General features: G+C 72.4%; 26 protein-coding genes and 1 tRNA gene. 10 read left to right on the forward strand and 17 right to left on the reverse strand.

Annotated features, from left to right (window positions below; all coding sequences use genetic code 11):
* Window positions 1-12: 12 nt before the first annotated feature.
* From ACP4IX_RS18975 to ACP4IX_RS18985, 3 genes are all read left to right on the forward strand, one after another.
* Entirely contained in the window at window positions 13-1,185 is a 1,173-nt protein-coding gene (locus ACP4IX_RS18975; RefSeq protein ID WP_426521690.1) for a phytanoyl-CoA dioxygenase family protein, read from the forward strand.
* Window positions 1,182-1,958, forward strand: coding sequence for an SDR family oxidoreductase (locus ACP4IX_RS18980; RefSeq protein WP_426556187.1), 777 nt, complete (start codon window positions 1,182-1,184; stop codon window positions 1,956-1,958). Before ACP4IX_RS18975 ends, ACP4IX_RS18980 begins: the two co-directional genes overlap by 4 nt.
* Before the next feature lie 130 nt (window positions 1,959-2,088).
* On the forward strand, window positions 2,089-3,093 hold the full coding sequence (locus ACP4IX_RS18985; protein WP_426556188.1) for a Gfo/Idh/MocA family protein: 1,005 nt from the start codon (window positions 2,089-2,091) through the stop codon (window positions 3,091-3,093).
* 47 nt (window positions 3,094-3,140) lie between these two features.
* Here the strand turns inward: ACP4IX_RS18985 and ACP4IX_RS18990 are convergent, their stop codons facing one another.
* From ACP4IX_RS18990 to ACP4IX_RS19010, 5 genes are all read right to left on the reverse strand, one after another.
* Window positions 3,141-3,554: a VOC family protein gene (locus tag ACP4IX_RS18990; protein ID WP_426521693.1), complete on the reverse strand. Its 414-nt coding sequence runs from the start codon at window positions 3,552-3,554 to the stop codon at window positions 3,141-3,143.
* A gap of 149 nt (window positions 3,555-3,703) precedes the next feature.
* Window positions 3,704-4,606 carry a sugar phosphate isomerase/epimerase family protein gene (locus ACP4IX_RS18995; protein WP_426521694.1) on the reverse strand — a complete coding sequence of 301 codons (903 nt, stop codon included), beginning with the start codon at window positions 4,604-4,606 and terminating at the stop codon, window positions 3,704-3,706.
* A 1-nt stretch (window position 4,607) separates the two neighbouring features.
* A complete protein-coding gene (locus ACP4IX_RS19000) occupies window positions 4,608-5,561 on the reverse strand; it encodes an ATP-binding cassette domain-containing protein (RefSeq protein WP_426521695.1) in 954 nt (317 codons plus the stop codon).
* A 5-nt stretch (window positions 5,562-5,566) separates the two neighbouring features.
* A complete protein-coding gene (locus tag ACP4IX_RS19005; RefSeq protein WP_426556189.1) occupies window positions 5,567-6,643 on the reverse strand; it encodes an ABC transporter permease in 1,077 nt (358 codons plus the stop codon).
* Window positions 6,643-7,665: a sugar ABC transporter substrate-binding protein gene (locus tag ACP4IX_RS19010; protein WP_426521697.1), complete on the reverse strand. Its 1,023-nt coding sequence runs from the start codon at window positions 7,663-7,665 to the stop codon at window positions 6,643-6,645. The genes ACP4IX_RS19005 and ACP4IX_RS19010 overlap by 1 nt, the downstream gene beginning before the upstream one ends.
* 235 nt (window positions 7,666-7,900) lie before the next feature.
* Between ACP4IX_RS19010 and iolC the strand changes: the two genes are divergently transcribed.
* The 5 genes from iolC to ACP4IX_RS19035 are packed head-to-tail and all read left to right on the forward strand — an operon-like array spanning window position 7,901 to window position 13,395.
* Entirely contained in the window at window positions 7,901-8,863 is a 963-nt protein-coding gene (gene iolC, locus ACP4IX_RS19015) for a 5-dehydro-2-deoxygluconokinase (protein ID WP_426521698.1), read from the forward strand.
* A 13-nt stretch (window positions 8,864-8,876) separates the two neighbouring features.
* Window positions 8,877-9,764 (forward strand): Cgl0159 family (beta/alpha)8-fold protein, encoded by an 888-nt coding sequence (locus tag ACP4IX_RS19020; protein ID WP_426521699.1) that lies wholly within the window; start codon window positions 8,877-8,879, stop codon window positions 9,762-9,764.
* A 46-nt stretch (window positions 9,765-9,810) separates the two neighbouring features.
* The gene (gene iolB / locus ACP4IX_RS19025) at window positions 9,811-10,707 is read left to right on the forward strand and encodes a 5-deoxy-glucuronate isomerase (protein ID WP_426556190.1); all 897 of its coding nucleotides are present in this window, start codon (window positions 9,811-9,813) and stop codon (window positions 10,705-10,707) included.
* Window positions 10,704-12,578: a 3D-(3,5/4)-trihydroxycyclohexane-1,2-dione acylhydrolase (decyclizing) gene (gene iolD / locus ACP4IX_RS19030; protein ID WP_426521701.1), complete on the forward strand. Its 1,875-nt coding sequence runs from the start codon at window positions 10,704-10,706 to the stop codon at window positions 12,576-12,578. Before iolB ends, iolD begins: the two co-directional genes overlap by 4 nt.
* Before the next feature lie 31 nt (window positions 12,579-12,609).
* Complete coding sequence (locus ACP4IX_RS19035; protein ID WP_426556191.1) at window positions 12,610-13,395, forward strand: GntR family transcriptional regulator; 786 nt, start codon at window positions 12,610-12,612, stop codon at window positions 13,393-13,395.
* A 6-nt stretch (window positions 13,396-13,401) separates the two neighbouring features.
* Here ACP4IX_RS19035 and ACP4IX_RS19040 read toward each other — a convergent pair whose 3' ends face one another.
* The 7 genes from ACP4IX_RS19040 to ACP4IX_RS19070 all read right to left on the reverse strand — a co-directional run bounded on the left by ACP4IX_RS19040 (window position 13,402) and on the right by ACP4IX_RS19070 (window position 18,034).
* Window positions 13,402-14,388: an aldo/keto reductase gene (locus tag ACP4IX_RS19040; RefSeq protein ID WP_426521703.1), complete on the reverse strand. Its 987-nt coding sequence runs from the start codon at window positions 14,386-14,388 to the stop codon at window positions 13,402-13,404.
* Window positions 14,389-14,458: 70 nt separating this feature from the next.
* A complete protein-coding gene (locus tag ACP4IX_RS19045) occupies window positions 14,459-15,184 on the reverse strand; it encodes an NUDIX domain-containing protein (RefSeq protein WP_426556192.1) in 726 nt (241 codons plus the stop codon).
* A gap of 67 nt (window positions 15,185-15,251) precedes the next feature.
* Entirely contained in the window at window positions 15,252-16,109 is an 858-nt protein-coding gene (locus tag ACP4IX_RS19050) for an alpha/beta hydrolase fold domain-containing protein (RefSeq protein WP_426556193.1), read from the reverse strand.
* A gap of 4 nt (window positions 16,110-16,113) precedes the next feature.
* Entirely contained in the window at window positions 16,114-17,112 is a 999-nt protein-coding gene (locus ACP4IX_RS19055; protein ID WP_426521706.1) for an amidohydrolase family protein, read from the reverse strand.
* Window positions 17,096-17,293, reverse strand: a complete 198-nt coding sequence (locus tag ACP4IX_RS19060; protein ID WP_426521707.1) for a DUF1427 family protein — start codon at window positions 17,291-17,293, stop codon at window positions 17,096-17,098. Before ACP4IX_RS19060 ends, ACP4IX_RS19055 begins: the two co-directional genes overlap by 17 nt.
* 32 nt (window positions 17,294-17,325) lie before the next feature.
* The gene (locus ACP4IX_RS19065) at window positions 17,326-17,472 is read right to left on the reverse strand and encodes a DUF1427 family protein (protein ID WP_426521708.1); all 147 of its coding nucleotides are present in this window, start codon (window positions 17,470-17,472) and stop codon (window positions 17,326-17,328) included.
* Between the two features lie 7 nt (window positions 17,473-17,479).
* Window positions 17,480-18,034, reverse strand: a complete 555-nt coding sequence (locus ACP4IX_RS19070) for a quercetin 2,3-dioxygenase (RefSeq protein ID WP_426521709.1) — start codon at window positions 18,032-18,034, stop codon at window positions 17,480-17,482.
* A 157-nt stretch (window positions 18,035-18,191) separates the two neighbouring features.
* Here ACP4IX_RS19070 and ACP4IX_RS19075 point away from each other — a divergent pair, with 157 nt between their 5' ends.
* Both ACP4IX_RS19075 and ACP4IX_RS19080 read left to right on the forward strand, forming a co-directional pair.
* Window positions 18,192-18,635, forward strand: a complete 444-nt coding sequence (locus ACP4IX_RS19075; RefSeq protein WP_426521710.1) for a MarR family winged helix-turn-helix transcriptional regulator — start codon at window positions 18,192-18,194, stop codon at window positions 18,633-18,635.
* Window positions 18,632-19,054, forward strand: a complete 423-nt coding sequence (locus ACP4IX_RS19080) for an ankyrin repeat domain-containing protein (RefSeq protein WP_426521711.1) — start codon at window positions 18,632-18,634, stop codon at window positions 19,052-19,054. The genes ACP4IX_RS19075 and ACP4IX_RS19080 overlap by 4 nt, the downstream gene beginning before the upstream one ends.
* Window positions 19,055-19,288: 234 nt before the next feature.
* On the opposite strand, the gene ACP4IX_RS19085 is transcribed toward ACP4IX_RS19080, so the two are convergent.
* From ACP4IX_RS19085 to ACP4IX_RS19105, 5 genes are all read right to left on the reverse strand, one after another.
* Entirely contained in the window at window positions 19,289-20,224 is a 936-nt protein-coding gene (locus tag ACP4IX_RS19085; protein ID WP_426556194.1) for an adenosine kinase, read from the reverse strand.
* Between the two features lie 270 nt (window positions 20,225-20,494).
* Window positions 20,495-21,211: a TSUP family transporter gene (locus tag ACP4IX_RS19090; RefSeq protein WP_426556195.1), complete on the reverse strand. Its 717-nt coding sequence runs from the start codon at window positions 21,209-21,211 to the stop codon at window positions 20,495-20,497.
* Between the two features lie 12 nt (window positions 21,212-21,223).
* The gene (locus ACP4IX_RS19095) at window positions 21,224-23,659 is read right to left on the reverse strand and encodes a WD40/YVTN/BNR-like repeat-containing protein (protein ID WP_426556196.1); all 2,436 of its coding nucleotides are present in this window, start codon (window positions 23,657-23,659) and stop codon (window positions 21,224-21,226) included.
* Between the two features lie 50 nt (window positions 23,660-23,709).
* Entirely contained in the window at window positions 23,710-24,417 is a 708-nt protein-coding gene (locus tag ACP4IX_RS19100; protein WP_426556197.1) for a PQQ-binding-like beta-propeller repeat protein, read from the reverse strand.
* Between the two features lie 416 nt (window positions 24,418-24,833).
* Window positions 24,834-24,907 (reverse strand) — tRNA-Pro (locus tag ACP4IX_RS19105).
* Window positions 24,908-24,986: the final 79 nt, after the last annotated feature.

A 24,986-nucleotide genomic window follows, 5' to 3' on the forward strand; every position in this document is an offset into this window, starting at 1 on the left:
AAGGTGACGCCGATGCCCGCCGATCCCGCCCCCTCCCCCCGCGCCTGGCTGTCCCCGCAGGACTGCGACCTCGACACCTTCCGCAGGCTCGTCGAGCAGCCGACCGACCCCGCCGCACACCCGCGGGCCACCGCCGTGGAGCAGAACGTCCCCGTGTACGACGCGGGCCGGCTGCGCGGCGACCCGGAGACGGCGGCCGAGCTCGTCCACGCCCTCGCCGACGGCCCCGGCATCATCGTCCTCAAGGGCGCCTTCCCGGACACGGCGGTCGTCGACCGGGCCACCGCCGTGTTCGACGCGCTGATCGCCGGGCAGCGTGCCTCGGGTGCCACCGCCGGTGACCACTTCGCCGCACCGGGGGCCAACGACCGGGTCTGGAACGCGCTGGAGAAGGCCGCCCTGCACGACCCCGACACGTTCGCCGACTACTACGCCAACCACACGCTCGCCCTCGTCTCCCGGGCCTGGCTCGGCCCCGGCTACCAGGTCACCTCGCAGATCAACGTGGTCAACCCGGGCGGCGCCGCGCAGACGGCGCACCGCGACTACCACCTCGGTTTCCTCTCGGACGAGGCCGCGGCGGCCTACCCGGCGCACGTGCACCGCCTCTCCCCCGTCCTCACGCTCCAGGGCGCGGTCGCGCACTGCGACATGCCGGTGGAGTCGGGCCCCACGATGTATCTGCCGCACTCCCAGAAGTACGAGCCGGGCTACCTGGCCTGGCGGCTCCCCGACTTCCGGGCCTACTTCGAGGCGCACCACGTGCAGCTGCCCCTCGCCAAGGGCGACGCGGTGTTCTTCAACCCCGCGCTGTTCCACGCGGCAGGCACCAACCGCTCGTCGGACATCCGCCGCATGGCCAACCTGTTGCAGATCTCCTCCGCGTTCGGCCGGGCGATGGAGGCCGTGGACCGGGAGGCGGTGGTCGACGCGGTCTATCCGGTGCTGCTCGAGCGCAAGGCCGTGGGCGTGGGCGAGCGGTGGCTGGAGAACGTGGTCGCCGCGAGCGCAGAGGGCTACCCCTTCCCCACCGACCTCGACAGCGATCCGCCCGTGGACGGTCTGGCCCCTCTGTCCCAGGCGGACGTGGTGCGGCGGGCACTGCGTGAGGAGTGGACGCCGCAGGCGCTCGGCGCTCGGTTGCGGGCCGGCTCCGCGCGCCGGGCGAGCCGGGGGACGCGATGACACTGCTCGAAGACAAGGTCGTCCTGGTCAACGGCGGAAGCCAGGGCGTCGGCGCCGCGATCGCCCGGGCCGCCGTCCGTGAGGGTGCGGTCGTGGCGGTCACCGGGCGGCGGCCGGAACCCGGCGAGGCCCTGGTGGCCGAACTGGCGGCGGCCGGCGGCAAGGCACTGTTCGTACGGGCCGACCTGGCGGACGCCGGGCAGGCGAAGGCCTCCGTGGCCCATACGGTGGAGGCGTACGGCCGTGTCGACTGCCTCGTCAACTCGGCGGGGCTGACCTCGCGGGGGACGCTGCTGGACACCACACCCGAGCTGTTCGACCAGCACATCGCGATCAACCTCAGGGCACCGTTCTTCGCGATGCAGGCGGCGGTGGCGGACATGGTGGGCCGGGGCGCACCCGGCACCGTCGTCAACATCATCACGTCGTCGGCGCACGGCGGTCAGCCCTTCCTGGCGCCGTACGTCGCCGCCAAGGCCGGCCTGGTGGGCCTGACCAGGAACGCCGCCCACGCGCACCGTTTCGACCGGGTGCGGATCAACGGCCTGAACATCGGCTGGACGGCGACCGAGGGCGAGGACGCGACCCAGCGTGCCTTCCACGGCGCCGGGGACGACTGGCGCGAGCAGGCCGCCGCTCGGCTGCCGATGGGGAAGCTCGGGCAGCCGGACGAGATCGCCGACTTCGTGGTCCTGCTGCTGTCGGACCGGTCCGGGGTGGTCACGGGCTCGGTGATCGACTGGGACCAGAACGTCCTGGGCGGCCTGGACTGAGTACGCGGCCCGGCAGCACGGCAACCACGCACCGCCGGCCCGGCACGGCAACCACGCACGGCGTGCCCGGCACCTCCACCACGCACCGCCGGCCCGGCCCGGCAACCACGCACAAGGAGCAACGAGAACCATGCGCATCGGAATCCTCGGCCTCGGCCGCATCGGCGCCTTCCACGCCGAGACCCTCGCCGCACTGGACGCCGTCGACTCTCTCGTCGTCGCCGACCCGTTCCCGGACGCCGCGACAGCGGCCGCCGAGCGGTTCGGCGCCGAGATCGCGGACTCCCCCGAGGCGGTGCTGGCCGCCGGGGTGGACGGCGTGGTGGTCGCGGCGGCGACCGACGCCCACCCGGTCCTGATCCGCACCGCCGTGGAGGCCGGGGTCCCCGTCTTCTGCGAGAAGCCCGTCGCCCGCACCATGACGGAGGGCGTGGAGGTGCTCAAGGCGGTCGCGGGTCACGACGTGCCCGTGCAGATCGGCTACAACCGCCGCTTCGACGCCGCCTTCGTCGCCGCACGGGCGGCCGTCCGGGCCGGTGAGCTGGGCAAGCTGCACACCGTGCGGTCGACCACGCTGGACCCGGCGCCGCCGCCTGCCGCGTACATCGCCGCGTCCGGCGGCATCTTCCGCGACTGCTCGGTGCACGACTTCGACGTCATCCGCTGGGTGACGGGCCGCGAGGTCACCGAGGTGTACGCCGTCGGCGGCAACCGGGGAGCCGACTTCATCCAGGAGGCGGGCGACGCGGACACCACCGGCGCGGTCCTCACCCTGGACGACGGCACGATCGCCGTGGTCTCCAACAGCCGTCACAACGCGCGCGGTTACGACGTCCGTATGGAGATCCACGGCTTCGCGGACTCCATCGCGGTCGGCCTGGAGGACAAGCTGCCGCTGCGCTCGGTCGAGCCCGGCGCCACCTTCCCGGCGGGCACCCCGCACGACTTCTTCATGGACCGCTTCGCCGCCGCCTACCGCGCCGAGCTGACCGCGTTCACCGAGGTCGTCGCAGGGGCCCGCCCCTCTCCCTGCACGATCGAGGACGCGCTGGAGGCGGGCTGGATCGCCGAGGCGTGCACGCTGTCGCTGCGGGAACACCGTCCCGTGACGGTCGCGGAGGTGCGGCGGGGCTGAAGCCGACCGGGACGTCCGGCGGGCCGGAGGACCTGCGGGTCGAGTGGTCAGCCCGCCGGCTCGCTGATGTTCACCATCCAGGGGACGCCGAACCGGTCCGTGCACATGCCGAAGACGTCCCCCCACATCTGCTTCTCCAGCGGGACGGCGACGGTGCCGCCGGCGGACAGCTTCTCCCAGTAGCCGCGCAGCTCGGTCTCGTCGTCACCGCTGAGGCTCACCGAGAAGTTGGTGCCCGGGGTGTACTCCATGCCGGGCGGGGTGTCCGAGGCCATCAGGGTGAAGCCGCCCGGCGTCTCCAGCATGCCGTGCATGATCTTGTCGGCCTCCGGGGCGTCGGCGTCGCCGAACGCGCCGAAGGTGTTGAGCGCGAGGGTCCCGCCGAAGACCTGCTCGTAGAACTCCATCGCCTGGCGGGCGTCGCCGTCGAAACTGAGGTACGGGTTGAGGCGCGAGGCCATGTCAACCTCCCGGAACGGGATGAACGGTCTGTGCCATGCACGCTAGCGCGCGGCACTGACAACGGCTCGCCGAGCGGGGGCGCACGCGGCCGGCCCGGTCCTCCCGGTGCGTGGCGGAAGGGCCGGGCCGGGTGGCCGCGTGTGCGCCGTCAGGCGCCGCAGGAGCGCAGGAACCTGCGGGTGCGGACGGCGATGGGCAGCGGCTTGTCGGGCTCGCAGGGGTACATGTCCTGCTCGACGATGGCGAAGAGGTCGACGTCGAGATTCTGGGCCGCGGTGAGCACCGGGCCCAGGTCGGGTACTCCGGCGGGCGGCTCGCACATCACCCCGCGCCGCACGGCCGGCCCGAACGGGACGCCGCCCGCGCGCACGTCGGCGAGGATCTCCGGGTCGACCTGCTTGAGGTGCAGGTAGCCGATGCGCTCGCCGTAGGTCTCGATCAGCTTGACGCTGTCGCCGTCGCAGTAGGCGTAGTGGCCGGTGTCCAGGCAGAGGCTCACCAGGTCGGAGTCGGTGGCGTCGAGGAAGCGCTCGACGTGTTCCTCGGTGTCGATGTGGGTGTCGGCGTGCGGGTGGACGACGATGTCCAGGCCGTAGCGCTCCTTCACCTCGTGGCCGAGGCGTTCCATGCCCTTGGTCAGGTGCGCCCACTGCTCGCCGGTCAGCTCCGGCGGCTCCAGGATCTCGGCGGTCTTGTCGTCGCGCCAGAAGGACGGGATGACGACGAGGTGCTTCGCGTCCATCGCCTGCGTGAGGGCGGCGACGCGGCTGACCTGTTCCCAGGTGCTGTCCCATGCGGAGGGGCCGCGGTGCAGCCCGCAGAAGATGGTGCCGGCCGAGACCCTGAGCCCCCGCCGGGCCACCTCGTCGGTGAGGCGGGCCGGGTCGGTGGGGAGGTAGCCGTAGGGGCCGAGTTCGATCCACTCGTAGCCGGCCTCGGCGACCTCGTCCAGGAAGCGTTCCCAGGGCACCTGCTTCGGGTCGTCGGGGAACCAGACGCCCCAGGAGTCGGGGGCCGAGCCGACGCGGATGCGGTCCAGGGCAGCGGGCATGTCAGGCCTTCCCTTCGGCGGATGCGGCGGTGTCGGACACGTCGGTGTCGTCGGTCGCGGCCGGGCCACCGTCCGCGGGAGCCTCCGGCTGCTCCGGGAGGGCCGCCACGTCCACCCCGCCGACCTGTGCCAGTTCGTGCCTGAGGGCGGCGAGTTCGGCGCCGCCGGCCATGTGGTTGGTGAGTTCCTCGAGGGTGATGTCGGCGCGGGCGGCGCTGAGTTCGAGGGTGCCCAGGCGCAGCACGCTGAAGTGGTCGCCGACCAGGTAGGCGTGGTGGGGGTTGTGGGTGATGAAGATGACGCCGAGGCCGCGTTCGCGGGCGGCGGCGACGTACTTGAGGACGACGCCGGACTGCTTGACGCCGAGGGCGGCGGTGGGCTCGTCGAGGATGAGGACGCGGGCGCCGAAGTGGACGGCGCGGGCGATGGCGACGCACTGGCGCTGGCCGCCGGAGAGGGTGCCGATGGGCTGTTCCAGGTCGTCCAGGACGATGCCCATGTTGCGCAGTTCCTCGTCGGCGGTCCGCTTCATGCGGGCGATGTCGAGGCGGCGGACGGGCCAGGGCCCCTTGGTCAGCTCGGCGCCCAGGAAGAAGTTGCGCCACACCGGCATCAGCGGGACGGTGGCGAGGTCCTGGTAGACGGTGGCGATGCCGCGGGCGAGGGCGTCGCGCGGCGTGCCGAAGCGCACGGGTTCGCCGTCGACGAGGAAGTCGCCCTCGGTGTGCTGGTGCAGACCGGAGATGATCTTGATGAGGGTGGACTTGCCGGCGCCGTTGTCACCGAGTACGCAGGTGACCCGGCCGGGGTGGACGGCGAGGTCGACGCCGTGCAGGGCGCGGATGGTGCCGTAGGCCTTGCCGGCGCCGCGCAGTTCGACGATCGGCCGGCCGTCCTTGTCGGGTGCGGGATCCGCGAGGACGGCGCCGTGGGTGCCGGGGGTCTTGCTGGTCATCGCTGTCACCTCCGGGTCGCCGCGCGGCGGACGTACAGGTTGATGAGGACGGCTCCCAGCAGCATCACGCCGAGGAAGGCCTTGAACCAGTCGGGGTTCCAGCCGGCGTAGACGATGCCCTGGTTCACCATGCCGAACATGAAGGCGCCGAAGACCGGGCCGATGGCGGAGCCGTAGCCGCCGGTGAGCAGACAGCCGCCGATCACCGCCGCGGCGATGTAGATCAGCTCCTGGCCGACGCCCTCGCCGGACTGCACGGTGTTGAAGGAGAAGAGCTGGTGCATGCCGACGAACCAGGCGCCGAAGCCGACCAGCATGAACAGCGTGATCTTGGTGAAGGTGACAGGGACGCCGACCGCGCGGGCGGACTCCTTGCTGCCGCCGACCGCGAAGACCCAGTTGCCGTACTTGGTGCGCAGCAGCACCCAGGTGGCCAGCGCCGCGAAGGCCAGCCACCACACGACCGTGATCTTCACCTGGACGCCGCCGACGTCGAAGGAGGAGGCGAACAGGGCCTTGGCCTGGTCGAAGCCGTCCATGTCGCTGATGTCGTCGGTGGCGACGTTGCCGGTGACCAGCTTGGTGACCGCCAGGTTGACGCCCTGGAGGATCAGGAAGGTGCCGAGCGTCACCAGGAAGCTGGGCAGGCCGGTCTTGACCAGCACCCAGCCGTTGAAGGCGCCGACCGCGAGGGAGACCACGAGGGCGACGATCACGCCCATCCAGACGTTCATGGTCAGCTGGTAGCTGAGCATGCTCGCGGTGAGCGCGGAGGTGACCACGGCGACACCGGCCGACAGGTCGAACTCGCCGCCGATCATCAGCAGGGCGACCGGCAGGGCCATGATGCCGATGGTGGACGACTGGTACAGCACCGTCGCCATGGAGCTGCCGTCGCGCACCGAGGGCGCGGCGATCAGGAAGAAGACGAACACGGCGACGGCGCCGAGGAAGACCCCGACCTCGGGCCGGGCGAGCAGCCGCAGCGCCAGGGAGCGCTGCCGGGTCCGCCCGTCGGACCGGCCGGGGCCGGGGGCCGGCGGTGTGGTGACCGCCGGCCCGGCCTGTCGGGTCGCGCTCATCACCGGGTGCCCTTCGCGGCGAACTCGGCGACGGCCTTCACGTTGGACTTGTCGACGAAGGCCGGGCCGGTCAGCACCGGCTGCTCACCGCCGCCGCTGTAGTTGCCGTTGTTCTCGTAGAGCCACAGGCCGTCGACGGCGAGGTAGCCCTGGAGGTAGGGCTGCTGGTCGACGGCGAACTCGATGTCGCCCTTCTCGATGGCGCCGGTCAGTTCCTTGTTGAGGTCGAAGGTGGCCACCTTGGCCTTGCTGCCGCCCTCGTCCACCGACTGCACCGCGGTCATGGCGAACGGGGCGCCCAGGGTGACCAGGTGGTCGATGTCGCCGTCCTGCTTGAGCTTGGCGGTGATGGTCGACTTCACCGAGGGCATGTCGGTGCCGTTGACGTAGAGGTTCTCGATCGAGCCCTCGAAGGTCTTCTTCACGCCGTCGCAGCGCTGGGTGAGGCCGATGTTGCCCTGCTCGTGGATGACGCAGACGGCGTTCTTGGCGCCGTCCTCGTTGAGCCGTTTGCCGAGCGCCTCGCCGGCCACGGTCTCGTCCTGGCCGAAGAACTCCATCAGGCCGAGCTTCTTCCAGTCCGCGAGACCGGAGTTGAGCCCGACGACGGGTATGCCGGCCTTCTCGGCCTTCTCGATGACGCTGCGCAGGGCGTCCGGCTTGGCGAGGGTGACGGCGATGCCGTCGACCTTCTGGTCGATCGCGTTCTGCACCAGGTTGGCCTGGTTGCCCGCGTTCGGGTCGGCGGAGTAGACGAGCTTGATGTTGTCCTTGGCCGCGGCCGCCTCCGCCCCCTTGCGGACGATGTCCCAGAACGTGTCGCCGGGTGCCTGGTGGGTGACCAGGGCGACGGTCATCCGGGGGGTGTTCGCCTTGCCCGCCGAGCCGCCCGAGTCCCCCTCCTCGTCGGCCTTCTTCCCCCCGGAACTGCTGGAGCAGCCGGCCAGGGCAAGGGCCGCAGCGGCGGCGAGGGCCACGGCGGGGGCGAATCCGCGGGAGCGGGCGTGCGAAGAGCGGTCCATCTTTCCTGCACCTCACTGTGCGACTGTGCGACGGGGAAGCCGTGTGCCAGACCAGAGAAGAACGGCTGTTGCGCTGGGACCGGATACAAGTCCTTGGGACGCCCGCTGTCAATACTTTGTTAAGACATCATTTCACGAGCTAGTCCGAATGTAAGTACAAAGTATTGACAGGGTCGCTCCGGAGTCCTACACCTGGGAGGCGGCAGGCCCCCGCCCAGCCCGAGGAGCGTCGCACATGGCCGAGTCAGTCCCGCGTTTCGATCTGATCACGATGGGCCGCATCGGGGTCGATCTCTATCCCCTGCAGACGGGTGTGTCCCTGGCGGAGGTCGAGTCCTTCGGGAAATTCCTCGGCGGATCGGCCGCGAACGTGGCGGTCGCCGCCGCCCGCCTCGGCCGCGCCACGGCCGTCGTCACCCGCACGGGCGACGACCCGTTCGGCGGCTATCTGCACCAGGCGCTCAAGGAGTTCGGCGTCGACGACCGCTGGGTGACCCCGGTCTCCGCCCACCCGACTCCCGTCACCTTCTGCGAGCTCTTCCCGCCGGACGACTTCCCGCTGTACTTCTACCGGCGCCCCAAGGCCCCCGACCTGGAGATCCACCCGGAGGAGCTGGACCTCGACGCGATCCGCGCCGCCTCCGTCTTCTGGATCACCGGCACGGGTCTGAGCGAGGAGCCGAGCCGTACGGCGACCCTGGCCGCCCTCGCCCACCGCGCCAAGTCCGGTACCACGGTCTTCGACCTGGACTGGCGCCCCATGTTCTGGACCGACCCCGACCGGGCCCGCCCCCTCTACGCCGAGGCGCTGCGGCACGCGACCGTCGCGGTCGGCAACGTCGACGAGTGCGAGATCGCCACGGGCCTGCGCGAGCCGCGCGCCTGCGCCGAGGCGCTGCTCGCGGCCGGGGTGGAGCTGGCCGTCGTCAAACAGGGCCCGAAGGGCGTCCTCGCGGTGCACCGCGACGGCCGGACCGCCGAGGTGGAACCGGTGCCCGTCGAGGTGGTCAACGGCCTCGGCGCGGGCGACGCGTTCGGCGGCTCGCTCTGCCACGGCCTGCTCTCCGGCTGGACGCTGGAGCGGACCATGCGGTACGCCAACGCGGCCGGCGCCCTCGTCGCCTCCCGTCTCGCCTGCTCCTCCGCGATGCCCACCGAGGCGGAGGTCGACGACCTCCTCGCGCGAGCCACTCCCTGAACGGAGCAACGCCTTGTCCCTCAGCATCCCCGACCTCACCGCGGTCAGAGCCCGGCACCCGGAGGCGATCGCCGAGGCGGCCGCCCGCCGGGTACGCCGCCCGCTGATCGGCGGCTCCGGCCGCCTGATGATCGTCGCCGCCGACCATCCCGCGCGCGGGGCGCTCGGCGTCGGCGACCGCCGGCTCGCCATGGCCAACCGGGCCGACCTGCTGGAACGCCTGTGCACCGCGCTGTCCCGGCCCGGCGTCGACGGGGTACTCGCCACCGCCGACGTGCTGGAGGACCTGCTGCTTCTCGGGGTACTGGAGAACAAGGTCGTCATGGGCTCGATGAACCGCGGCGGCCTCGCGGGCGCCGCCTTCGAGATGGACGACCGATTCACCGGCCACCGCGCCGAGGACATCGCCCGCCTCCGCTTCGACGCGGGCAAGCTGCTGCTGCGCATCGACTACGACGACCCCGGCTCGCTGGCGACCATGGAGTCCACCGCCCGCGCGGTCGACGCCATGGCCGCGCGGGAACTTCCCGTCTTCGTCGAGCCGTTCATCTCGCGCCGCGTCGAGGGCCGGGTCCGCAACGACCTGTCCGCCGAGGCCGTCACCCGGTCCGTGGCCATCGCCTCGGGCCTGGGCGGCACCTCCGCCTACACCTGGCTGAAACTGCCCGTCACCCACGACCCGGACGACATGGGCGAGGTCCTGGAGACCTCCACACTGCCCGCCGTCCTGCTCGGCGGTGACATAGGGGGCTCCCCCGCGGACCAGGCCGCCGCCTACGAACGCTGGCGCAAGGCGCTCCGGCTGCCCACCGTGCAGGGCATGGTCGTCGGCCGCTCACTGCTCTACCCGGCCGAGGGCAGCGTGGAACAGGCGGTGGACACGGCCGTCGGACTGCTGTGACCCACGACGCGACACACGGGGCGACTACGAGGAGAGGGACGAGGAGATGACGTACCACCTGCCGGCGGGCACGACCGCGGGCGGCGGCGCTCTGGCCGTCGACGTGACGCCCGAGAAGGCCGGCTGGGGCCACTCCAGCCTGCGCGTGCTCCACCTGCCCCCCGGCGGCAGCCACACCTTCGACAGCGGCGACAGCGAGTGGATCGTCCTCCCGCTCAGCGGCGGCTGCACCGTCGCCACGGCCGACGACTGCGGCCAGGACACCTTCCGGCTCACCGGCCGCGACAGCGTGTTCAGCGGCGTCAGCGACTTCGCGTACGTACCGCGCGACGCCCGTACGACCGTGACGTCCACCGGCGGCGGCCGGTTCGCCCTCACCGGCGCCCGCTGCACCCGCCGGCTGCCCGCCCGCTACGGCCCGGCGTCGTCGGTGCCGGTGGAGCTGCGCGGCACGGGGAACTGCTCCCGCCAGGTCAACAACTTCGCAGCCGCCGGGGTCCTGGAGTGCGACAACCTCATCGCGGTCGAGGTCATCACCCCGGGCGGCAACTGGTCCTCCTTCCCACCGCACAAGCACGACGAGCACCGCCCCGGCGCGGAGTCGGTGCTGGAGGAGATCTACTACTTCGAGTTCGCGGACCACGACGGCACGCCCGGCCTCGGCTACCAGCGCGTCTCCCCGTCCGGGCAGGGACAGGGCACGGACGTGCTGGCCGAGGTGCGCGACGGCGACGTGGTCCTCATCCCCGACGGCTGGCACGGACCGTCCATGGCGGTCCCAGGCCACCACATGTACTACCTCAACGTCATGGCCGGCCCGGAGGCCGAACGGGCCTGGCTGATCTGCGACCACCCCGACCACGCCTGGGTCCGCAACACCTGGGCGGGCCGGCCCGTCGACCCGAGGCTCCCCCTCTACACCGCACCGGAGAGGTCCGCATGAGCGCCGCCGCCACCCGCCGACTGACCACCGCCCAGGCCCTGGTGCGCTTCCTGGCCGCCCAGTACACCGAACGCGACGGCGTACGGCGCCGGCTGATCGCCGGCACCTGGGGCATCTTCGGCCACGGCAACGTGGCCGGGCTCGGCCAGGCACTCGTCGAGTACGGCGACCTCATGCCGTACCACCAGGGCCGCAACGAACAGGCCATGGTGCACGCGGCCGTGGGCCACGCCCGCCACCTGAACCGGCTGTCCGCACAGGCGGTGACGACGTCCATCGGCCCCGGCGCCACCAACCTGGTCACCGGCGCCGCACTCGCCACGATCAACCGCCTGCCGGTCCTCCTCCTCCCCGGCGACTACTTCGCCTCGCACGCCGCCGACCCGCTGCTCCAGCAGCTGGAGCACCCTGTCGAGGCGGACGTGTCCGTCAACGACACCCTGCGCCCCGTCTCCCGGTACTTCGACCGCGTCACCCGCCCCGAGGCGCTCCTCGCCTCCGCGCTCCAGGCGATGCGCGTGCTCACCGACCCGGCCGAGACCGGCGCCGTCACCCTCGCCCTCCCCCAGGACGTCCAGGCGGAGGCGTACGACTGGCCCGAGGAGTTCTTCGCCGACCGGGTCTGGCGCGTACGGCGCCCCGCGCCCGACCCGCAGGAGCTGGCCGAGGCCGTGCGGGCGGTCCGCGCCGCCGAGCGGCCGCTGATCGTGGCGGGCGGCGGCGTCCACCACAGCGAGGCCGAGGGCGTGCTGAAGGCGCTGGTGGACGCCACCGGCATCCCCGTCGCCTCCACCCAGGCCGGCAAGGGCGCGCTGCGCCACGACCATCCCGCCGACCTGGGCGCCGTCGGCCACACCGGCACCGCCGTCGGCGACGACATCGCCCGCACCGCGGACCTGGTGATCGGGGTCGGCACCCGCTACACGGACTTCACCACGGCCTCCGGCACCCTCTTCCAGCACCCGGACGTCCGCTTCCTGAACCTCAACATCACCGCCTTCGACGCCCACAAGCTCGCCGCCCGCACCCTGGTCTGCGACGCGCGGGCGGGGCTCACGGCGCTGGCGGACGCGCTGTCCGGCCACCGGGTGGACGCGTCGTACGAGACCGAGTACCGCGCCGGCAGGACCCGCTGGGAGGAGGCGGTGGCGGCGGCGTTCCGCGCCGACGACGACGGTGCCGTGCCGACCCAGACGCAGGTGCTGGGCGCGCTGGACGCCGTCGTCGGCGACGAGGACGTGGTGATCAACGCGGCGGGTTCGCTCCCCGGCGACCTGCACAAGCTGTGGCGGGCCCGCTCCCCGCGCCAGTACCACGTGGAGTACGGCTACTCCTGCATGGGCTACGAGATCCCGGCCGCGCTCGGCGTCCAGCAGGCCGCGCCCGGCACGCCGGTGTGGGCCCTGGTCGGCGACGGCACCTATCTGATGAACCCGACGGAGATCGTCACCGCCGTCCAGGAGGACCTGCCGGTCAAGCTGGTCCTGGTGCAGAACCACGGCTACGCGTCCATCGGCGGCCTCTCCGAGTCGGTGGGCGCCGAGCGCTTCGGCACCGCGTACCGCCACCGGGTGGCCGACGGCGCCTTCACCGGCGCCCCGCTCCCCGTCGATCTCGCCGCCAACGCGGCCAGCCTCGGCATGGACGTACTGCGCGCCAAGACGGTGCGGGAACTGCGCGAGGCCCTGCGGACGGCCCGCGCGTCGGACCGTCCGACGTGCGTGTACGTGGAGACCGGCCCTGCACCGGCCGCTCCCTTGGCCGAGGCCTGGTGGGACGTGCCGGTCGCCGAGGTGTCCGCCCGCGAGGCCGTCACCGGCGCCCGCGCCGCGTACGAACGCGCCGTCGCCGACCGCCGCCGCCACCTCTGACACGTCGGCACCCACGCAAGGAGGTACGTCCATGGCGAGGACCGGCGACCCCGCACGTGCCGTGACCGCCCCCGCGCTCAGCACCCTGGAGTTCGCCCTGGACCGGGCCAGTCCGGTGCCGCTGTACTACCAGCTCGCCCAGCAGTTGGAGGCGGCGATCGAGCACGGCGTCCTCGCCCCGGGCAATCTGCTGGGCAACGAGGTCGACCTCTCCGTCCGCCTGGGCCTGTCCCGGCCGACCGTCCGCCAGGCCATCCAGTCCCTGGTCGACAAGGGCCTCCTGGTCCGGCGGCGCGGGGTCGGCACGCAGGTGGTGCACAGCCAGGTCAGGCGCCCCCTGGAGCTGAGCAGTCTCTACGACGACCTGGAGGCGGCCGGGCAGGGACCCAGCACGCGGGTGGTGCGCAACGAGGGCGTGCCCGCCTCCGCCGACGTGGCGGCGGCCCTCGGCATCGCGGAGGGCGGCGAGGTCACCGTCCTGGAGCGGCTGCGCCTCACCCACGGCCGGCCGGTGGCACTGCTGTGCAACTACCTGCCGGTGACGCTGCTGGAGCTCGACGACGCCCGGCTGGAGTCGACCGGCCTGTACCGGATGATGCGCGCCTGCGGCATCACCCTGCACAGCGCCCGCCAGACCGTGGGCGCCCGCTCGGCCACCCGCGAGGAGGCGGGCCGCCTGGACGAGGAGGAGGGTGCCGCACTGCTGACCATGACGCGCACGGCGTACGACGACACCGGGCGGCCGGTCGAGTACGGGACGCACATATACCGCGCGTCCCGGTACGCGTTCGACTTCCAGCTGCTGGTCAGGCCGTGACGCCGGTCAGTGGGCCCGGTCCAGCCGGGCCCGCTGCTCCGGGGTGAGGTCCAGGTCCACGGCGGCCAGGTTCTCCTCCAGCTGCGCCACCGACGACGCCCCGGCCAGCGGGACGATCGGCAGTTCGGCGCCGATCTGCCAGGCGAGGACGACCTGGTTGACGCTCGCGCCGGTCTCCCGGGCGATGTCGCGGAGCACCGCGAGCCGGACCGGGGTGCCCGGGTGGTCGTAGTCCGGGGGCAGGGGCTTGTCCTCGCGGACGTACGCCCCTGCGAGCAGCGGCGAGTAGGCGACCAGGGTCAGGGCGGGCTCGGCCCGCAGGTAGCCGAGGAGTTCCGGGCCGGCGTGGCCGAGGCTGCCGTCCGGGAAGAGGTCGCCGGGCACGTCGAAGCGGGGCCGCAGGTGGCTGTGCTGGTACTGGAGCACCTCGTAGCCGGGCAGGCCGGCCGCGGCGGCGAGCGCGCGGGCCCGCTCCACGCGCCACATCGCCTGGTTGCTGACGCCGAGCAGTCCGACCGTGCCCTCCGCGACCAGCTCCCCGAACCCCTCGACGGTCTCGCGCTGCGGCACGGTGTGGTCGTCGATGTGCGCGTACAGCAGGTCGAGCTTGTCGACGCCGAGCCGTTCCCGGCTGCGCTCGGCGGCCTCGCGGATCACCTTGGCCGACAGGCCCTCCGCGTTGTCGGTGTAGCTGGTGCCGGGGGCGAGCGGGCGGGCGCCGAGCTTGGTGGCGATGACGATCTCGTCGCCGATGCCGCGGCTGCGCCGCCAGCGGCCGAGGAGTTCCTCGCTCTGGCCGCCCTGGCCGCCATCGGTCCAGAAGGCGTAGTTGTCGGACGTGTCGATGAAGTTCCCGCCGGCCTCGACGTAGCGGTCGAGGACGGCGAAGGAGGTCTTCTCGTCGGTCAGCGAGCCGAACAGCATCGCGCCGAGCGCGAGCACGCTCACCTCACGGCGGTGGGCCGGATCGGTGCCGATGGTGCGGTACTTCATGGTGGTCCTCCCCTTCGTGCCCGGTCGTCCGGGCACGAAGGGGAGTCTTCAGTTTGAAGCGCACTTCACGTCAAGCGTCTCGCGTGTCTTCGCGGATGACGTTCCGGGTGTCTTGCCGGGTGTCTTCCCGAAGGGGCCGGGAGAAGGGACCCTCCAGCGCGGCCCACTGGAGCAGCATGATGGTCTTCGCGTCGGCGATCTCGCCGGTGCGGATCATCTCCAGGGCCCGGCCGAAGGGCAGTTCGAGGGTCTCGATGTCCTCGCCCTCCTCGTCGAGGCCGCCGCCCTCGTGGGTGCGGGTGGCGGGGCCGTAGGCGGCGGCGTAGAAACTGACGCGTTCGGTGACCGAACCGGGGCTCATGTAGACGTCGAACACGTGCCGGACCTCGCCGACGGTGTGCCCGGTCTCCTCGACGACCTCGCGCCGCACGGCGACCTCGGGGTGCTCGTCCTCGTCGTCGAGCAGCCCGCCGGGTGTCTCGATCAGCATGCCGTCGGGGTGCCCGTTGACGTAGACGGGGAGGCGGAACTGGCGGGTGAGCAGCACGGTTCCGCGTTCCGCGTCGTGGAGCAGCACGGTGGCGCCGTTGCCGCGGTCGTGGGTCTCGCGCTCCTGGGTGCTCCAGGTGCCGTCGGCCCGCTGGATGTCGAAGGTCGTGGTGCGTTCGACGTACCAGTGGCTGGAGAGGAGCCGTACGTCCCGGACCTTGACCCGGGGGTTGCCGGTCAGGTCCCGGCCCGCCCGGTCGAGTCCGGTGCGGCCCCGGCGGTCCGGGGTGTCGATGCCGGCGGTCATCGGCGGCCGTCCGGCCGGGGGCCCTTCGGGGGCGCGGTGTGGGGCAAGTTGGTCATGCCCGCTTCTATCACCTGGTCCGGTCGCGTACGAAGTCGAGGGAGGCGGTGAAGCAGTCCTCGACGTCCTGTTCGGCCGCTCCGGCCCACAGGTGGTCGGCGCCGGGGACGGCCCGGAAGCCGGCCTCCGTGCCCACCGCGCGCAGTGCCGCGGCGAGTGCCTCCCCCTGGGCGACGGGGACGACCGTGTCCTCGGCTCCGTGGAGGATGAGGAACGGCGGGGCGCCGGGTGCGACCCGGGCGAGCGGGCTGGCAGAGCGGGCCCGGTCCGGGGCGTCGGCGGCGGGGGCGCCGAGGAGTGCCGCCTCGGGCGTGTGCGGGGGCGCGGCGGTGAGGTCGGTGGGGCCGTACCAGACGACGCAGCCGCGCACGGCGGCCGGGGCGGCCGTCAGGGCGAGGAGCGCGGCGAGGTGGCCGCCCGCGGACTCGCCCCAGGCGACGACGCGGTCGGCGTCGACGCCGAGTTCCGCGGCGCGGGTGCGCAGCCAGACCAGCGCCGCCGACAGGTCGTCCAACGGGGCCGGGAAGGCGGCTTCGCCGCTGAGCCGGTAGTCGGGGCAGGCGACGGCGAACCCGGCTCGCACGAGGCGGGCGAAGGGGCCGGGCCGCCGGTCGCGGAAGCGTGGGCCGAGGTCGTCGCGCAGTCCGGTGCGCCACGCGCCGCCGTGGACGAAGAGGATCACGGGCGGCGGGCCGGCGGCCGGCTCCTCGGGGAGCCACAGGTCGAGTTCCAGGGGGCGGCTGCCGTCGCGGACGGCGTACGGGACGGCGCGCAGGAGCCGTACGCCGTCCGCGGGGTGCGCCGCGGTCGGCAGGGGCAGCGCCGCGGGGTCGGGCGGGGCGAGGAACGGGGCGAGTGCGGGGTGCACGAGGTCACTTCCCGGGGGTGCGGGGCGGGCGGACGGCGAGGCGGGGCAGCAGTCGGTGCGCGTTGGCCGTCGTCAGGTCCCGCCAGCCGGCCGCGCCCGACGGCACCGGGGCCGCTTCGACGGAGGCTATGTGGGCGTCCACACCGTGCGCCGGGGTCCAGCAGTAGTCGCTGCCGTACAGGAGCCGGTCCGGTTCGACGAGCCCGAGCAGCGCGGGGACCTGGCGCGGGAAGGCGGGGCCGGCCATGTCGTAGTGCAGGCGGCGCAGTTGCCGCACCGCGTCGGGGGCGCCGTCCGCACCGGACGGCAGGAAGAGCTTCATGAAGCCGTTGATGCGGTCGGCGAGGGCGGGCAGCGCGCCACCGCAGTGCGGGACGATCACCTCGAGGCCGGGGTGGCGTTCCAGGGTGCCGGCCATGAGCAGGTCGGTGACGGTACGCGCGGTGTCGAAGACGAACTCGACCATGGGGCGCGGCCGTCCGAGCGCCGACCTCTCCCAGCACACCGGGGAGGTCGGGTGCAGGAAGACGACCGCGCGGCGGCGGCCGAGTTCGGCGAGGACGGGCTCCAGCCGCGCGTCGCCCAGGTACACCCCGTGGGTGTTGGTCTCCAGCACCACTCCGTCGGCGCCGAGTTCGTCGAAGGCGTACGCGATCTCCGCGAGGGCGCCGTCCACGTCCGGCAGCGGCAGGGAGGCGAAGAAGCCGAAGCGGCCGGGGTGTTCGGCGGCGGTGCGGGCGGCGTCCTCGTTGACCTCGCGGGCGAGGCCGCGGGCGGCGGTGTCGTCGCCGAAGTGCACGCCGGGCGACGAGACGGAGAGGACCGAGGTGCGGATGCCGTTTCTGTCCATCAGCTCCAGGTGCGCTTCGGCGGACCAGGAGGGCCAGGCGGGCACGCCGTCGGGCAGTTCGTGGCCGGCGGCCTTCGCCCGGCGCACGTAGGACTCGGTGACGAAGTGGGCGTGGACGTCGACGAGGCCGGGGCCTTCAGTGGGGACCGTCATGGGGCTCTTCCTTCCGGGTGTGGTTCCTCGACGCGGCCGTACGGTCGCGCAGCCGGGTGACGGCGCGCTCGCCCAGCACGATGCCGAGCAGTCCGGTCAGGCCGATCAGGGGCGGGGCGGGTGAGGTGAGGCCGAGGGCCCAGTAGACGGCCCCCATCAGCAGCCCGGCCAGCAGGCTCACGGCAGGGCCGCGCGCACGAGCGAGTACGGACCTCACAGCGCCCCCAGCAGGGCCTGGCCCGCGAGCATGCCCAGCAGGCCGAACAGGGCGACCGGCGGAGGCGCCGGGGACCTCACCTTCAGGGCGGCGTAGAGCGCGCCCACGAGAACGCCGGCCAGCAGCGCCCATGCGTACGCCATCGTGTTCTCAGCTTTCCGTTCGCCACTGGTGGTCGGGCAGGAAGGTCACGTCGTACTGCTGCGGCACGGTGCCGAACCTGTGCGGCTCCGGCACGAACGGGCGCTTGGGCAGGCCGAGTTCGTCGGTCTCGGTGCCGAGGGTCTCGAAGAACCGCTCGAAGGTGCCGCCGGGACCGGCCGCGACGCCGACTATCTGGCTGTGGTGGCGCTCGATGCGGTAGGCGTGCGGGCAGTTCTTCGGTACGAAGCCGAAGTCGCCGACGGTGAGCAGCTTCTCCTGCTGCTCACCCTCGAGGTCCTCGACGAAGAGCCGGACGGCGCCCTGGGTGACGAAGAAGACCTCGTAGGTGTCGGGGTGGGAGTGGGCCGGGATGATGTCGCCCTTGGGACCGTCGCAGGTGAAGAAGTTGAAGGTGTGCTCGGTCTGCGGTCCGCCCGCGTAGATCGTGAACAGGTCGCCGAAGAGGTGGGCGCGGTCACCCATGCCCTTCTCGATGAAGTACGGCTTGCCGGGTTCGGCGGGGATGAGCGAGTGGGAGCGCCTGGCGAATTCGATGGTCATGGGAGCCTCCGGTCGACAAGAACGTCAGGCTACCTGACGTTCACGTGACCGTCAGGCTACCTGACATCACAGGGTGGCGACAAGCTGCTGCCCGGGAAAAGGAGGAAACGCCGGGCGGAGCTGCCCGTATGCTCGGAGCGGAGGAACCCGAGGAGACATGACGGAAACCGCACAGAACATGCCCCTGCTGCTGGCCGGGGCCAAGCGCTGGTTCGACGACGCGCTGATGGCGAGCATGCGGGCAGCCGGCGAGCAGCCGCTGAGCAGCGCCCAGGGCCAGGTCCTCGCCCTCCTGGACGCGGAGGGCACCACGGTCGCCGAGCTCGCCCGCCGCCTCGGCGTCACCCGTCAGACCGCCCACCAGGCCGTGCACGGCATGGTGGGGCTGGGTCTGCTGGAACAGGTACCGGACCCCACCTCGGCACGCAACCGCCTGATCCGCATCACCGCGGAGGGCACCCGTGTCCACCAGCGTGCCCAGGCCACCCTCGACGTCATCGAGAACGTCCTGGCCGACCGCATCGGTGCCGCGCGGGCCGCGGCACTGCGCACCGCCCTGAGCCTGCCGCGCGGCGAGCCACCGGTCGTGGAGGCCCCGTGAACAGACGACGGCACAAGAAGCTGTCCCGCCGTCTCGTCGACGCCGCGCTGGTCGGCGACATCGCGGAGGTGAGAGCGGCGCTGCGGGCCGGAGCGCCGGCCGAGACGGCCGACACCGCGGGCACCACGCCGCTCTACCTGGCCTCCGTGAGCGGAGCCGCCGACATCGTCCGCCTGCTGCTGGCGGCCGGCGCCTCCCCCGACACCGAGAGCGGGATCGGCTCGGAGGGCACGCCCCTGTGCGGGGCGTCCTGCTGGGGTCACACCGAGGCGGTACGCGCCCTCCTCGAACACGGCGCCGACCCGAACCTCCGGGAGGACCACGGCACCGGCTGGTCCCCGCTGGAGTGGGCGATGAACGGACCGCATCCCGAGACGGCCGACCTGCTGATCGCCGCGGGGGCGCGCGGCCCCCGCTGAGGCGCCTCAGTCAGGTCCGTCAGATCCGTGAGGTCCGTCAGACCCGCCGGGCACGGCGGACCTCACTGCCGTTCCGCTCGGCTTCCCTGCTCCGCTCCGGCGTCCGGTACTCGCGCGGCTCCTGCGGAAACCTCCTCGCCCGGGGCGGCCGTCGCCCTCTGCCGGAGCCACCGGTCCGGTCCGTGGCCGGGCCCGGCGACGGTGGCCTCGGTCTCGCTCAACCGTGCGCCCTGCTCAACCGTGCACCCCGGCACCCTCTTCGACGGCGTCCGGCTCGGCCGCGCGGGCGAGGAGCGCGTCACGCGCGAGGGCGTCGGCACGGGTCGACGGCACCGTGCAGGCGTGCGCGCCGGCGATGGATCCGTAGCGCGCGCAGCGCAGCGGGTCCTCGCCCTCCAGCCAGCCGAGCAGGAAGCCGGAGGCGAAGGCGTCGCCCGCCCCGTTGGAGTCCACCACCGGAGCGGGAGGAGCGACGGCGGGTACGTGGCTGAGGTCGCCGTCGACGAGCAGGTACGCGCCCTCGGCTCCGGCGGTGGCCACGACGATCCGGGCCCGGCCGCGCGCGGCGATGTCCCGCATGGTGTGCTCCGGGTCGGCCAGGGCGGTGGTGGACAGGAAGACCAGGTCCGCGGCGAGCGCGAACGGCTCGTGGTACGGATTGACGCCGTCCCAGTCGTGCAGGTCCGTCGAGACGGTGACCCCGGACTCGCGCAGCGTCGGCAGGGCGTACGCGCACGGGTGCGTGATCACCACGTGGGCGTGCCGGCTCGCGGCGGCGAGGGCGCGCACGGTGGCCTCGGGCAGCCGGTCGGTCTGCCGGCTGCGCGTGTTGTCGTACAGGGACAGCCGCCGGCCGTCCGGACCGACCAGGTTGACCGCGCGCTTGGTGCCCGCCGCGGAGTGCACCTCGGTGAAGGGGATCCCCCGGTCACGGTGCATCGCGCGCACCAGGTCACCCTCGGGGTCGGCGCCGACGACGTCGATGTGGTGGGTGCGCAGCCCCAGGGCGCTCACGCCGAGCGCGACGAAGTCCCCGCTCTGGCCCGCCCGGGTCACGATGCCCGGCTGGATCATGTAGCTGTCGGCGTAGGGGAGCGGCAGTTCCGGGACGTGGACGACGGTGTCCACACCCGCGCCGCCCAGGACGAGGACGTCAGTCTCCATGCTCATGGGGGTCGGCTCGTTCCTCTCACTCGGAGGTGGTGAGTCAAGCAGCCGCCCGCCCGGGCGGCAAGGACCTTTCTGAAAGTTCCCGCAAGCCATTGCGACTCGCACCAGTCCCAGACTGACCGAGAGGCCGTACCGGAATCCCGGTACAGCGGCCGCGGCCGGACCGCCTCCTCCGCCGCCGCGGCCTTCGCGTACCTCACCCTCGGGGTGTTCGTCGCGCCGGCCGGACCGGCCGTCACCTCCCGCGGACTCGGGCGGTGACGGTCAGGGTCACAGGCCGGCCAGCAGGCGCCCGGTGTAGCCGACCATCACGGTCCAGAACAGACCCGTAAAGCCCCGCTCACCGATGCTGGTGTTGAAACGTCTGCCGAGGAACGTCGCGACGAACATCAGCGGCACGCACACCAGGGCGACGAGGTAGTCCCGGCCCGTCAGCAGTGCGGCATCCGTCCAGACGGCGGTCTTCGTGACGTCCCCGACGAGCGAGACCAGGGAGAGCGCGCCGACGAGGTGGAGGCGGTCCAGATCCAGTCCGCGGACCGCGAGCCCCTTCAGGGGACCGGACGTACCGCTGAATCCGGACGTCGCACCGGAGGCGAAGGCCAGCAGCGGGGAGCCGGCCCGCCGCCAGCGGGTCAGATCGAACGTCTCCGCCAGGAACGCGGCGGCGAAGCTCGCGATGACCGCGAGCGTCACGGCCCGTTCCGGGGCGGAGACGAGCAACTTGGCCCCCAGGAAGACCCCCACGGCGACCAGCAGGATCACGACCGCGGCCTTGCGGAAGGGAAGTGTCGCCCGGTAGGCGAAGACCTTCACCAGGTTGTTGGCGGCCAGCAGGAGGGCCGCCAGTGCCACCCCGGACTTGGTGCCGAGAACCAGCGCCAGCGTGGGAACGAGGATCAGACTGCCCCCGAACCCGGCCGAGGCGGACAGCAGGAACGCGGCCGCCACCGCGAGGAACACGACCGGAATCAGAAACGGCTCCATCGCGTGCTCGCCTTACGGGATCGTCGACAGGTCGATCTGGAACATCCCTCGACCGTGGGTCACGCAGACGAGCACCTCGTCCATCCAGAACAGGTCGTCGACCGAGCAGTTGGTCGGGCCCTCGTTCGTCGGCGACCAGCTCGCCCCGGCGTCCTCGCTGGCGAACAGCCCCACCTCGGTGCCGCAGTAGAGCAGGTCCGTCCGCCGCGGGTGCACCGCCAGGGCCCGGATCGGCGCGCGCGGCAGAGCGGTGGCGAGGTCGGTCCAGGCCGCACCGGCGTCCGTGGTCACCCACAGGTTGCCACGCTCGTATCCGCCGAAGGTGACGTAGGCGGTGTCCGGGTCCGTCGGGTGCACGGTGATGCCGGTGCAGAAGCGCCGTGGCTCCAGCGCGCTCGGTCCCGTCGCGCCCACGCGTGCCCAGGCCGGCGTCGCCGCGGTGCCGTTGGCGGTGCGGAAGACCATGCCGTTCTCATGGCCCACCCACACCACGTCCGAGTTGCCGCGCGCCACCGCGATCGCGCTGATCAACGCGCCGGCGCCGGGCTTGATCGCCCGCCAGGCCGGTCCGTCGACAGGAGTGTTGGGCTGCTTGGCGTTGTCGGTCCGCCACAGCGACAGGCCACCTGCCAGGATCCGGTTCTCGTCGTTCGGATCGAGCACGAACGGTGCGATGAAGAGCGCGTTCTCGTTCTTCGCGTCCGGGATGCGGAAGGGCACCTGCTTCCAGGCCCAGTCGCGCGTCGCGAAGTCGAAGAACTGGCCGCTGATGTAGCGGTCGCCCTGCGTGTCCTCGGTGGTGGCGCCGTCGGTGTTGCGGTGGATGTTGAGGAAGACGTACTCGCCGTAGAACACGTCGGGGTCGGTGGGGTCGGAGGCGCACCAGCCGCCGTCACCGCCGAAGAACTCGCGCCAGTCCTGGGTGCCGAGGGCGGGGTCGAAGACGAGCGAACCGTTGTCCTGCGCGCCGCCGATGATCTTCCCACTGCCGGAGTGGCCCGCCCCTGCGTAGAACTGCGTCACGCCGTAGTCGTTCACCAGCTCGGTCCACCCGTTCACGAACGGGGGCTCCGGCTCGGTGCCGACCGTCGCCAGGTCGTCCGCCCTGAACACACCGCCGTCGTTGCCGAAGAACACCGTGCGGTTGGTGACCCCGTCGTACGAGGGGTGCGCGACGATCGCGTGCTGGTCGGCGTGGACCGAGGTGGGCTCCCACCAGGTGCTGATCTCGGCCAGATGGTCGCCGCCGTCGGTGCTGCGGTACAGGTCGATGCCGCCGACGACGACCAGGTCGGCGTCGGTCGGGTCCCCGGCCCAGATGGCGTTGTCGTACCAGCCCTGACCGCCGAGGTAGTCCGACGGCAGACCGTCCGGGGTCAGCGTCTTCCTCCGCGTGTAGGACGCTCCGCCGTCCTGCGACCGCCAGATCTGACCGGTGGACATCTGGACCGACGCGTAGACGATGTCCGGGTCCTTCGCCGCGTACGCGAGCTCGACCCGGCCGCTCCACGGGCCGCCGGTCGCGAGGTCCCACGTGAGGCCCCCGTCCCGGCTGAACCAGGCCGCGCCGGCGCCCAGCGCCCCGGCGACCGCCTTGTCGCTGTCCAGCGGATCGAATCGGACGTCACCGAGCGGGTGGCCGAGCACCCTGGTCCAGGTGGCCCGCGCGGGGTCGGCACTGCGGAAGAGGCCGGTGGAGGTGGCGGCGAGGACGACCGTCCCGTCCCGCGACACCGCGATCCGGCTCACGAACTGGAAGTCCGGGGTCTGGGTGGCCGTGATCGGGGCCCAGGCGACCGCGTCGGTGGTGCGGAAGATGCCGTTGCCCCGGATCGCGTCGATGTTGTGGAAGGCCTCGCCCGTCCCCACGTACATCGTGGACGCGTCGGACGGGTCCACGGCGATGCAGCCGCAGGAGAGGTTCTCCAGGAAGTCGTCGACCGGTGCCCATTGGGCACCGCCGTCCTCGGTGTGCCACACCCCGCCGCCGGCGCTCACGGCCCAGATGCTGTCCGGGTCGGCCGGGTCGAGCACGATGCCGCGGGTCCGTCCGCCGATGTTCCCAGGGCCGAGCCACACCCAGTCGGACAGTTGCATGCCGGCCGTCGGGGCCGGTCCGGCCCGGCGGGTCCGGCCGTTCAGACCGGTCGGCACACCGGCGGTCATGGACGGTGCCTCGCGACTCAGCAGGCTCTCCACCTGCACGTAGGCCTCGCCCAGACCGTGCGGCCGGACGTTTCCGTCGTCACTGCGCTCCTGCTTGACCCGGAAGAGCCCGCGGGCGGTGGGCAGGTCGGGGAAGTCGAGGCGCAGCAGGGCCCGCCGTACCGCGGCCTCGGGCAGGGCCGCGAGCGTCTCGTTCGTCGTACCTCGGGAACGGCACAGCGACTGCACCTGCGCGACACTGATGTTCTTCGACTGGGCGACTTCTTCGGTTGAGATGGCCATGATGGCACCCCCGATCGGGGTGGGATGGTGCGGTGGGGACGAAGGGGCGTCTAGGGCCGGAGCCTGGGGGCCCGCCTCGGGGTCGCGGGGTCCAGTTCCACCTCCCAAACGAGCGTGCCGGTGCGGGAATCAACGGCTGTGAGGACGACGGCGCCGGAGCCGGGGCGAAGGAGGAGTTCCATGCGTCTGTCGCCGACCAGGCTCTGGTCCACTACGGCGGACTGCCGGCCGGAGGAAGCCACCGGAGGGGCGGGGGGTGGCACATCGGCGTCGGCCGTCTCCGGGAGCGCCTCGGCCCCCGCTTCCGCCTCGGAGAGCACGTCCAGCGAAGGGGGGTCCGCCAGAGTGGCCCTCACGGCTCCGTGCGCCGCGCGCCGGGACTCCTCCAGGACGCGCGCGCTCGGTGCGGCGCCCCCGCGGTACCAGGTCCGGGCGGTCCAACGGAGCACCACGGCGTCGTCGGCCACGTCGGTCCGCAGGGTGAAGGCGCGGGTGTCGTCGAGGGTGCAACGCGCCCACGGCGGCAGGTCGACGGGCTCCGAAGTCCAGCGGTCCTCGCCGGTCGCGGCGTCGAGCACCACGACCACGAGCGTCGGCGTCGGGCTGATCCGCAGGGTCACGACCGAACCGGCGAGCAGCGCGCACGGTCGCAGGCTGGGCCCGTGGCGCCACAGCAGTGCGCCGTTCTCCAGGTCCAGCGCCGTCAGCGCACCTTCGTGGTCGTGCACGACGGCCTGCCGGCCGCGCGCATCGACCACGCCACGCGGAACTCTCGCCATCCGGACCCCCCGGTGGGCGTCGCAGGAACGCGGATGCTGTGTCACGGGCCGGGACGTGAGGCGTGCGGGCCGCGGGCACGACCGAGGGTGCAGTCCCGGCCGTGGGTCGCCGCAGTGCACTTTCATCGTCCCTCCGACCGGGGAGGGCGGCAAATGGATCTGCCTCCCCGTCCGGGCGGACATGCGTGTGTGGCCGCGTGCGCCGCACGACGCCGGCGCCGCGTTCTCCGCCCGCTCCAGCGTGGTGCGCACACCACGCTCGCCGCCGAGCCCGATCGTCGTGACCCGCCGACTCCGGTCGGGGTCGAGCACGCCGGTCCCCACTGGTCCCAAGAACGATCAAGGGCCGATTTCGGATGCTTCCGAAATCGGCCCTGACCTGCGACTGTCTCCAGTCGGGACGACAGGATTTGAACCTGCGACCCCTTGACCCCCAGTCAAGTGCGCTACCAAGCTGCGCCACGTCCCGGCGTACTCACACGCGGCGAACCGCGCGATCACGCGTAGAGAACTTTACCCCACCCACCGGGCCACTCCTACGCGGGCAC

It is taken from the genome of Streptomyces sp. WG5, from assembly GCF_049974565.1.
In the GTDB taxonomy this organism is placed as follows: domain Bacteria; phylum Actinomycetota; class Actinomycetes; order Streptomycetales; family Streptomycetaceae; genus Streptomyces.

Excerpts from the sequence above, each read along its gene's own strand:
- ACP4IX_RS18975 (WP_426521690.1), top strand. The coding sequence starts at position 13 with ATGCCCGCCGATCCCGCCCCCTCCCCCCGCGCCTGGCTGTCCCCGCAG.
- ACP4IX_RS18980 (WP_426556187.1), top strand. The coding sequence starts at position 1,182 with ATGACACTGCTCGAAGACAAGGTCGTCCTGGTCAACGGCGGAAGCCAG.
- ACP4IX_RS18985 (WP_426556188.1), top strand. The coding sequence starts at position 2,089 with ATGCGCATCGGAATCCTCGGCCTCGGCCGCATCGGCGCCTTCCACGCC.
- ACP4IX_RS18990 (WP_426521693.1), bottom strand. The coding sequence starts at position 3,554 with ATGGCCTCGCGCCTCAACCCGTACCTCAGTTTCGACGGCGACGCCCGC.
- ACP4IX_RS18995 (WP_426521694.1), bottom strand. The coding sequence starts at position 4,606 with ATGCCCGCTGCCCTGGACCGCATCCGCGTCGGCTCGGCCCCCGACTCC.
- ACP4IX_RS19000 (WP_426521695.1), bottom strand. The coding sequence starts at position 5,561 with ATGACCAGCAAGACCCCCGGCACCCACGGCGCCGTCCTCGCGGATCCC.
- ACP4IX_RS19005 (WP_426556189.1), bottom strand. The coding sequence starts at position 6,643 with ATGAGCGCGACCCGACAGGCCGGGCCGGCGGTCACCACACCGCCGGCC.
- ACP4IX_RS19010 (WP_426521697.1), bottom strand. The coding sequence starts at position 7,665 with ATGGACCGCTCTTCGCACGCCCGCTCCCGCGGATTCGCCCCCGCCGTG.
- iolC (WP_426521698.1), top strand. The coding sequence starts at position 7,901 with ATGGCCGAGTCAGTCCCGCGTTTCGATCTGATCACGATGGGCCGCATC.
- iolB (WP_426556190.1), top strand. The coding sequence starts at position 9,811 with ATGACGTACCACCTGCCGGCGGGCACGACCGCGGGCGGCGGCGCTCTG.
- iolD (WP_426521701.1), top strand. The coding sequence starts at position 10,704 with ATGAGCGCCGCCGCCACCCGCCGACTGACCACCGCCCAGGCCCTGGTG.
- ACP4IX_RS19035 (WP_426556191.1), top strand. The coding sequence starts at position 12,610 with ATGGCGAGGACCGGCGACCCCGCACGTGCCGTGACCGCCCCCGCGCTC.
- ACP4IX_RS19040 (WP_426521703.1), bottom strand. The coding sequence starts at position 14,388 with ATGAAGTACCGCACCATCGGCACCGATCCGGCCCACCGCCGTGAGGTG.
- ACP4IX_RS19045 (WP_426556192.1), bottom strand. The coding sequence starts at position 15,184 with ATGACCGCCGGCATCGACACCCCGGACCGCCGGGGCCGCACCGGACTC.
- ACP4IX_RS19055 (WP_426521706.1), bottom strand. The coding sequence starts at position 17,112 with ATGACGGTCCCCACTGAAGGCCCCGGCCTCGTCGACGTCCACGCCCAC.
- ACP4IX_RS19065 (WP_426521708.1), bottom strand. The coding sequence starts at position 17,472 with ATGGCGTACGCATGGGCGCTGCTGGCCGGCGTTCTCGTGGGCGCGCTC.
- ACP4IX_RS19070 (WP_426521709.1), bottom strand. The coding sequence starts at position 18,034 with ATGACCATCGAATTCGCCAGGCGCTCCCACTCGCTCATCCCCGCCGAA.
- ACP4IX_RS19075 (WP_426521710.1), top strand. The coding sequence starts at position 18,192 with ATGACGGAAACCGCACAGAACATGCCCCTGCTGCTGGCCGGGGCCAAG.
- ACP4IX_RS19085 (WP_426556194.1), bottom strand. The coding sequence starts at position 20,224 with ATGAGCATGGAGACTGACGTCCTCGTCCTGGGCGGCGCGGGTGTGGAC.
- ACP4IX_RS19090 (WP_426556195.1), bottom strand. The coding sequence starts at position 21,211 with ATGGAGCCGTTTCTGATTCCGGTCGTGTTCCTCGCGGTGGCGGCCGCG.
- ACP4IX_RS19095 (WP_426556196.1), bottom strand. The coding sequence starts at position 23,659 with ATGGCCATCTCAACCGAAGAAGTCGCCCAGTCGAAGAACATCAGTGTC.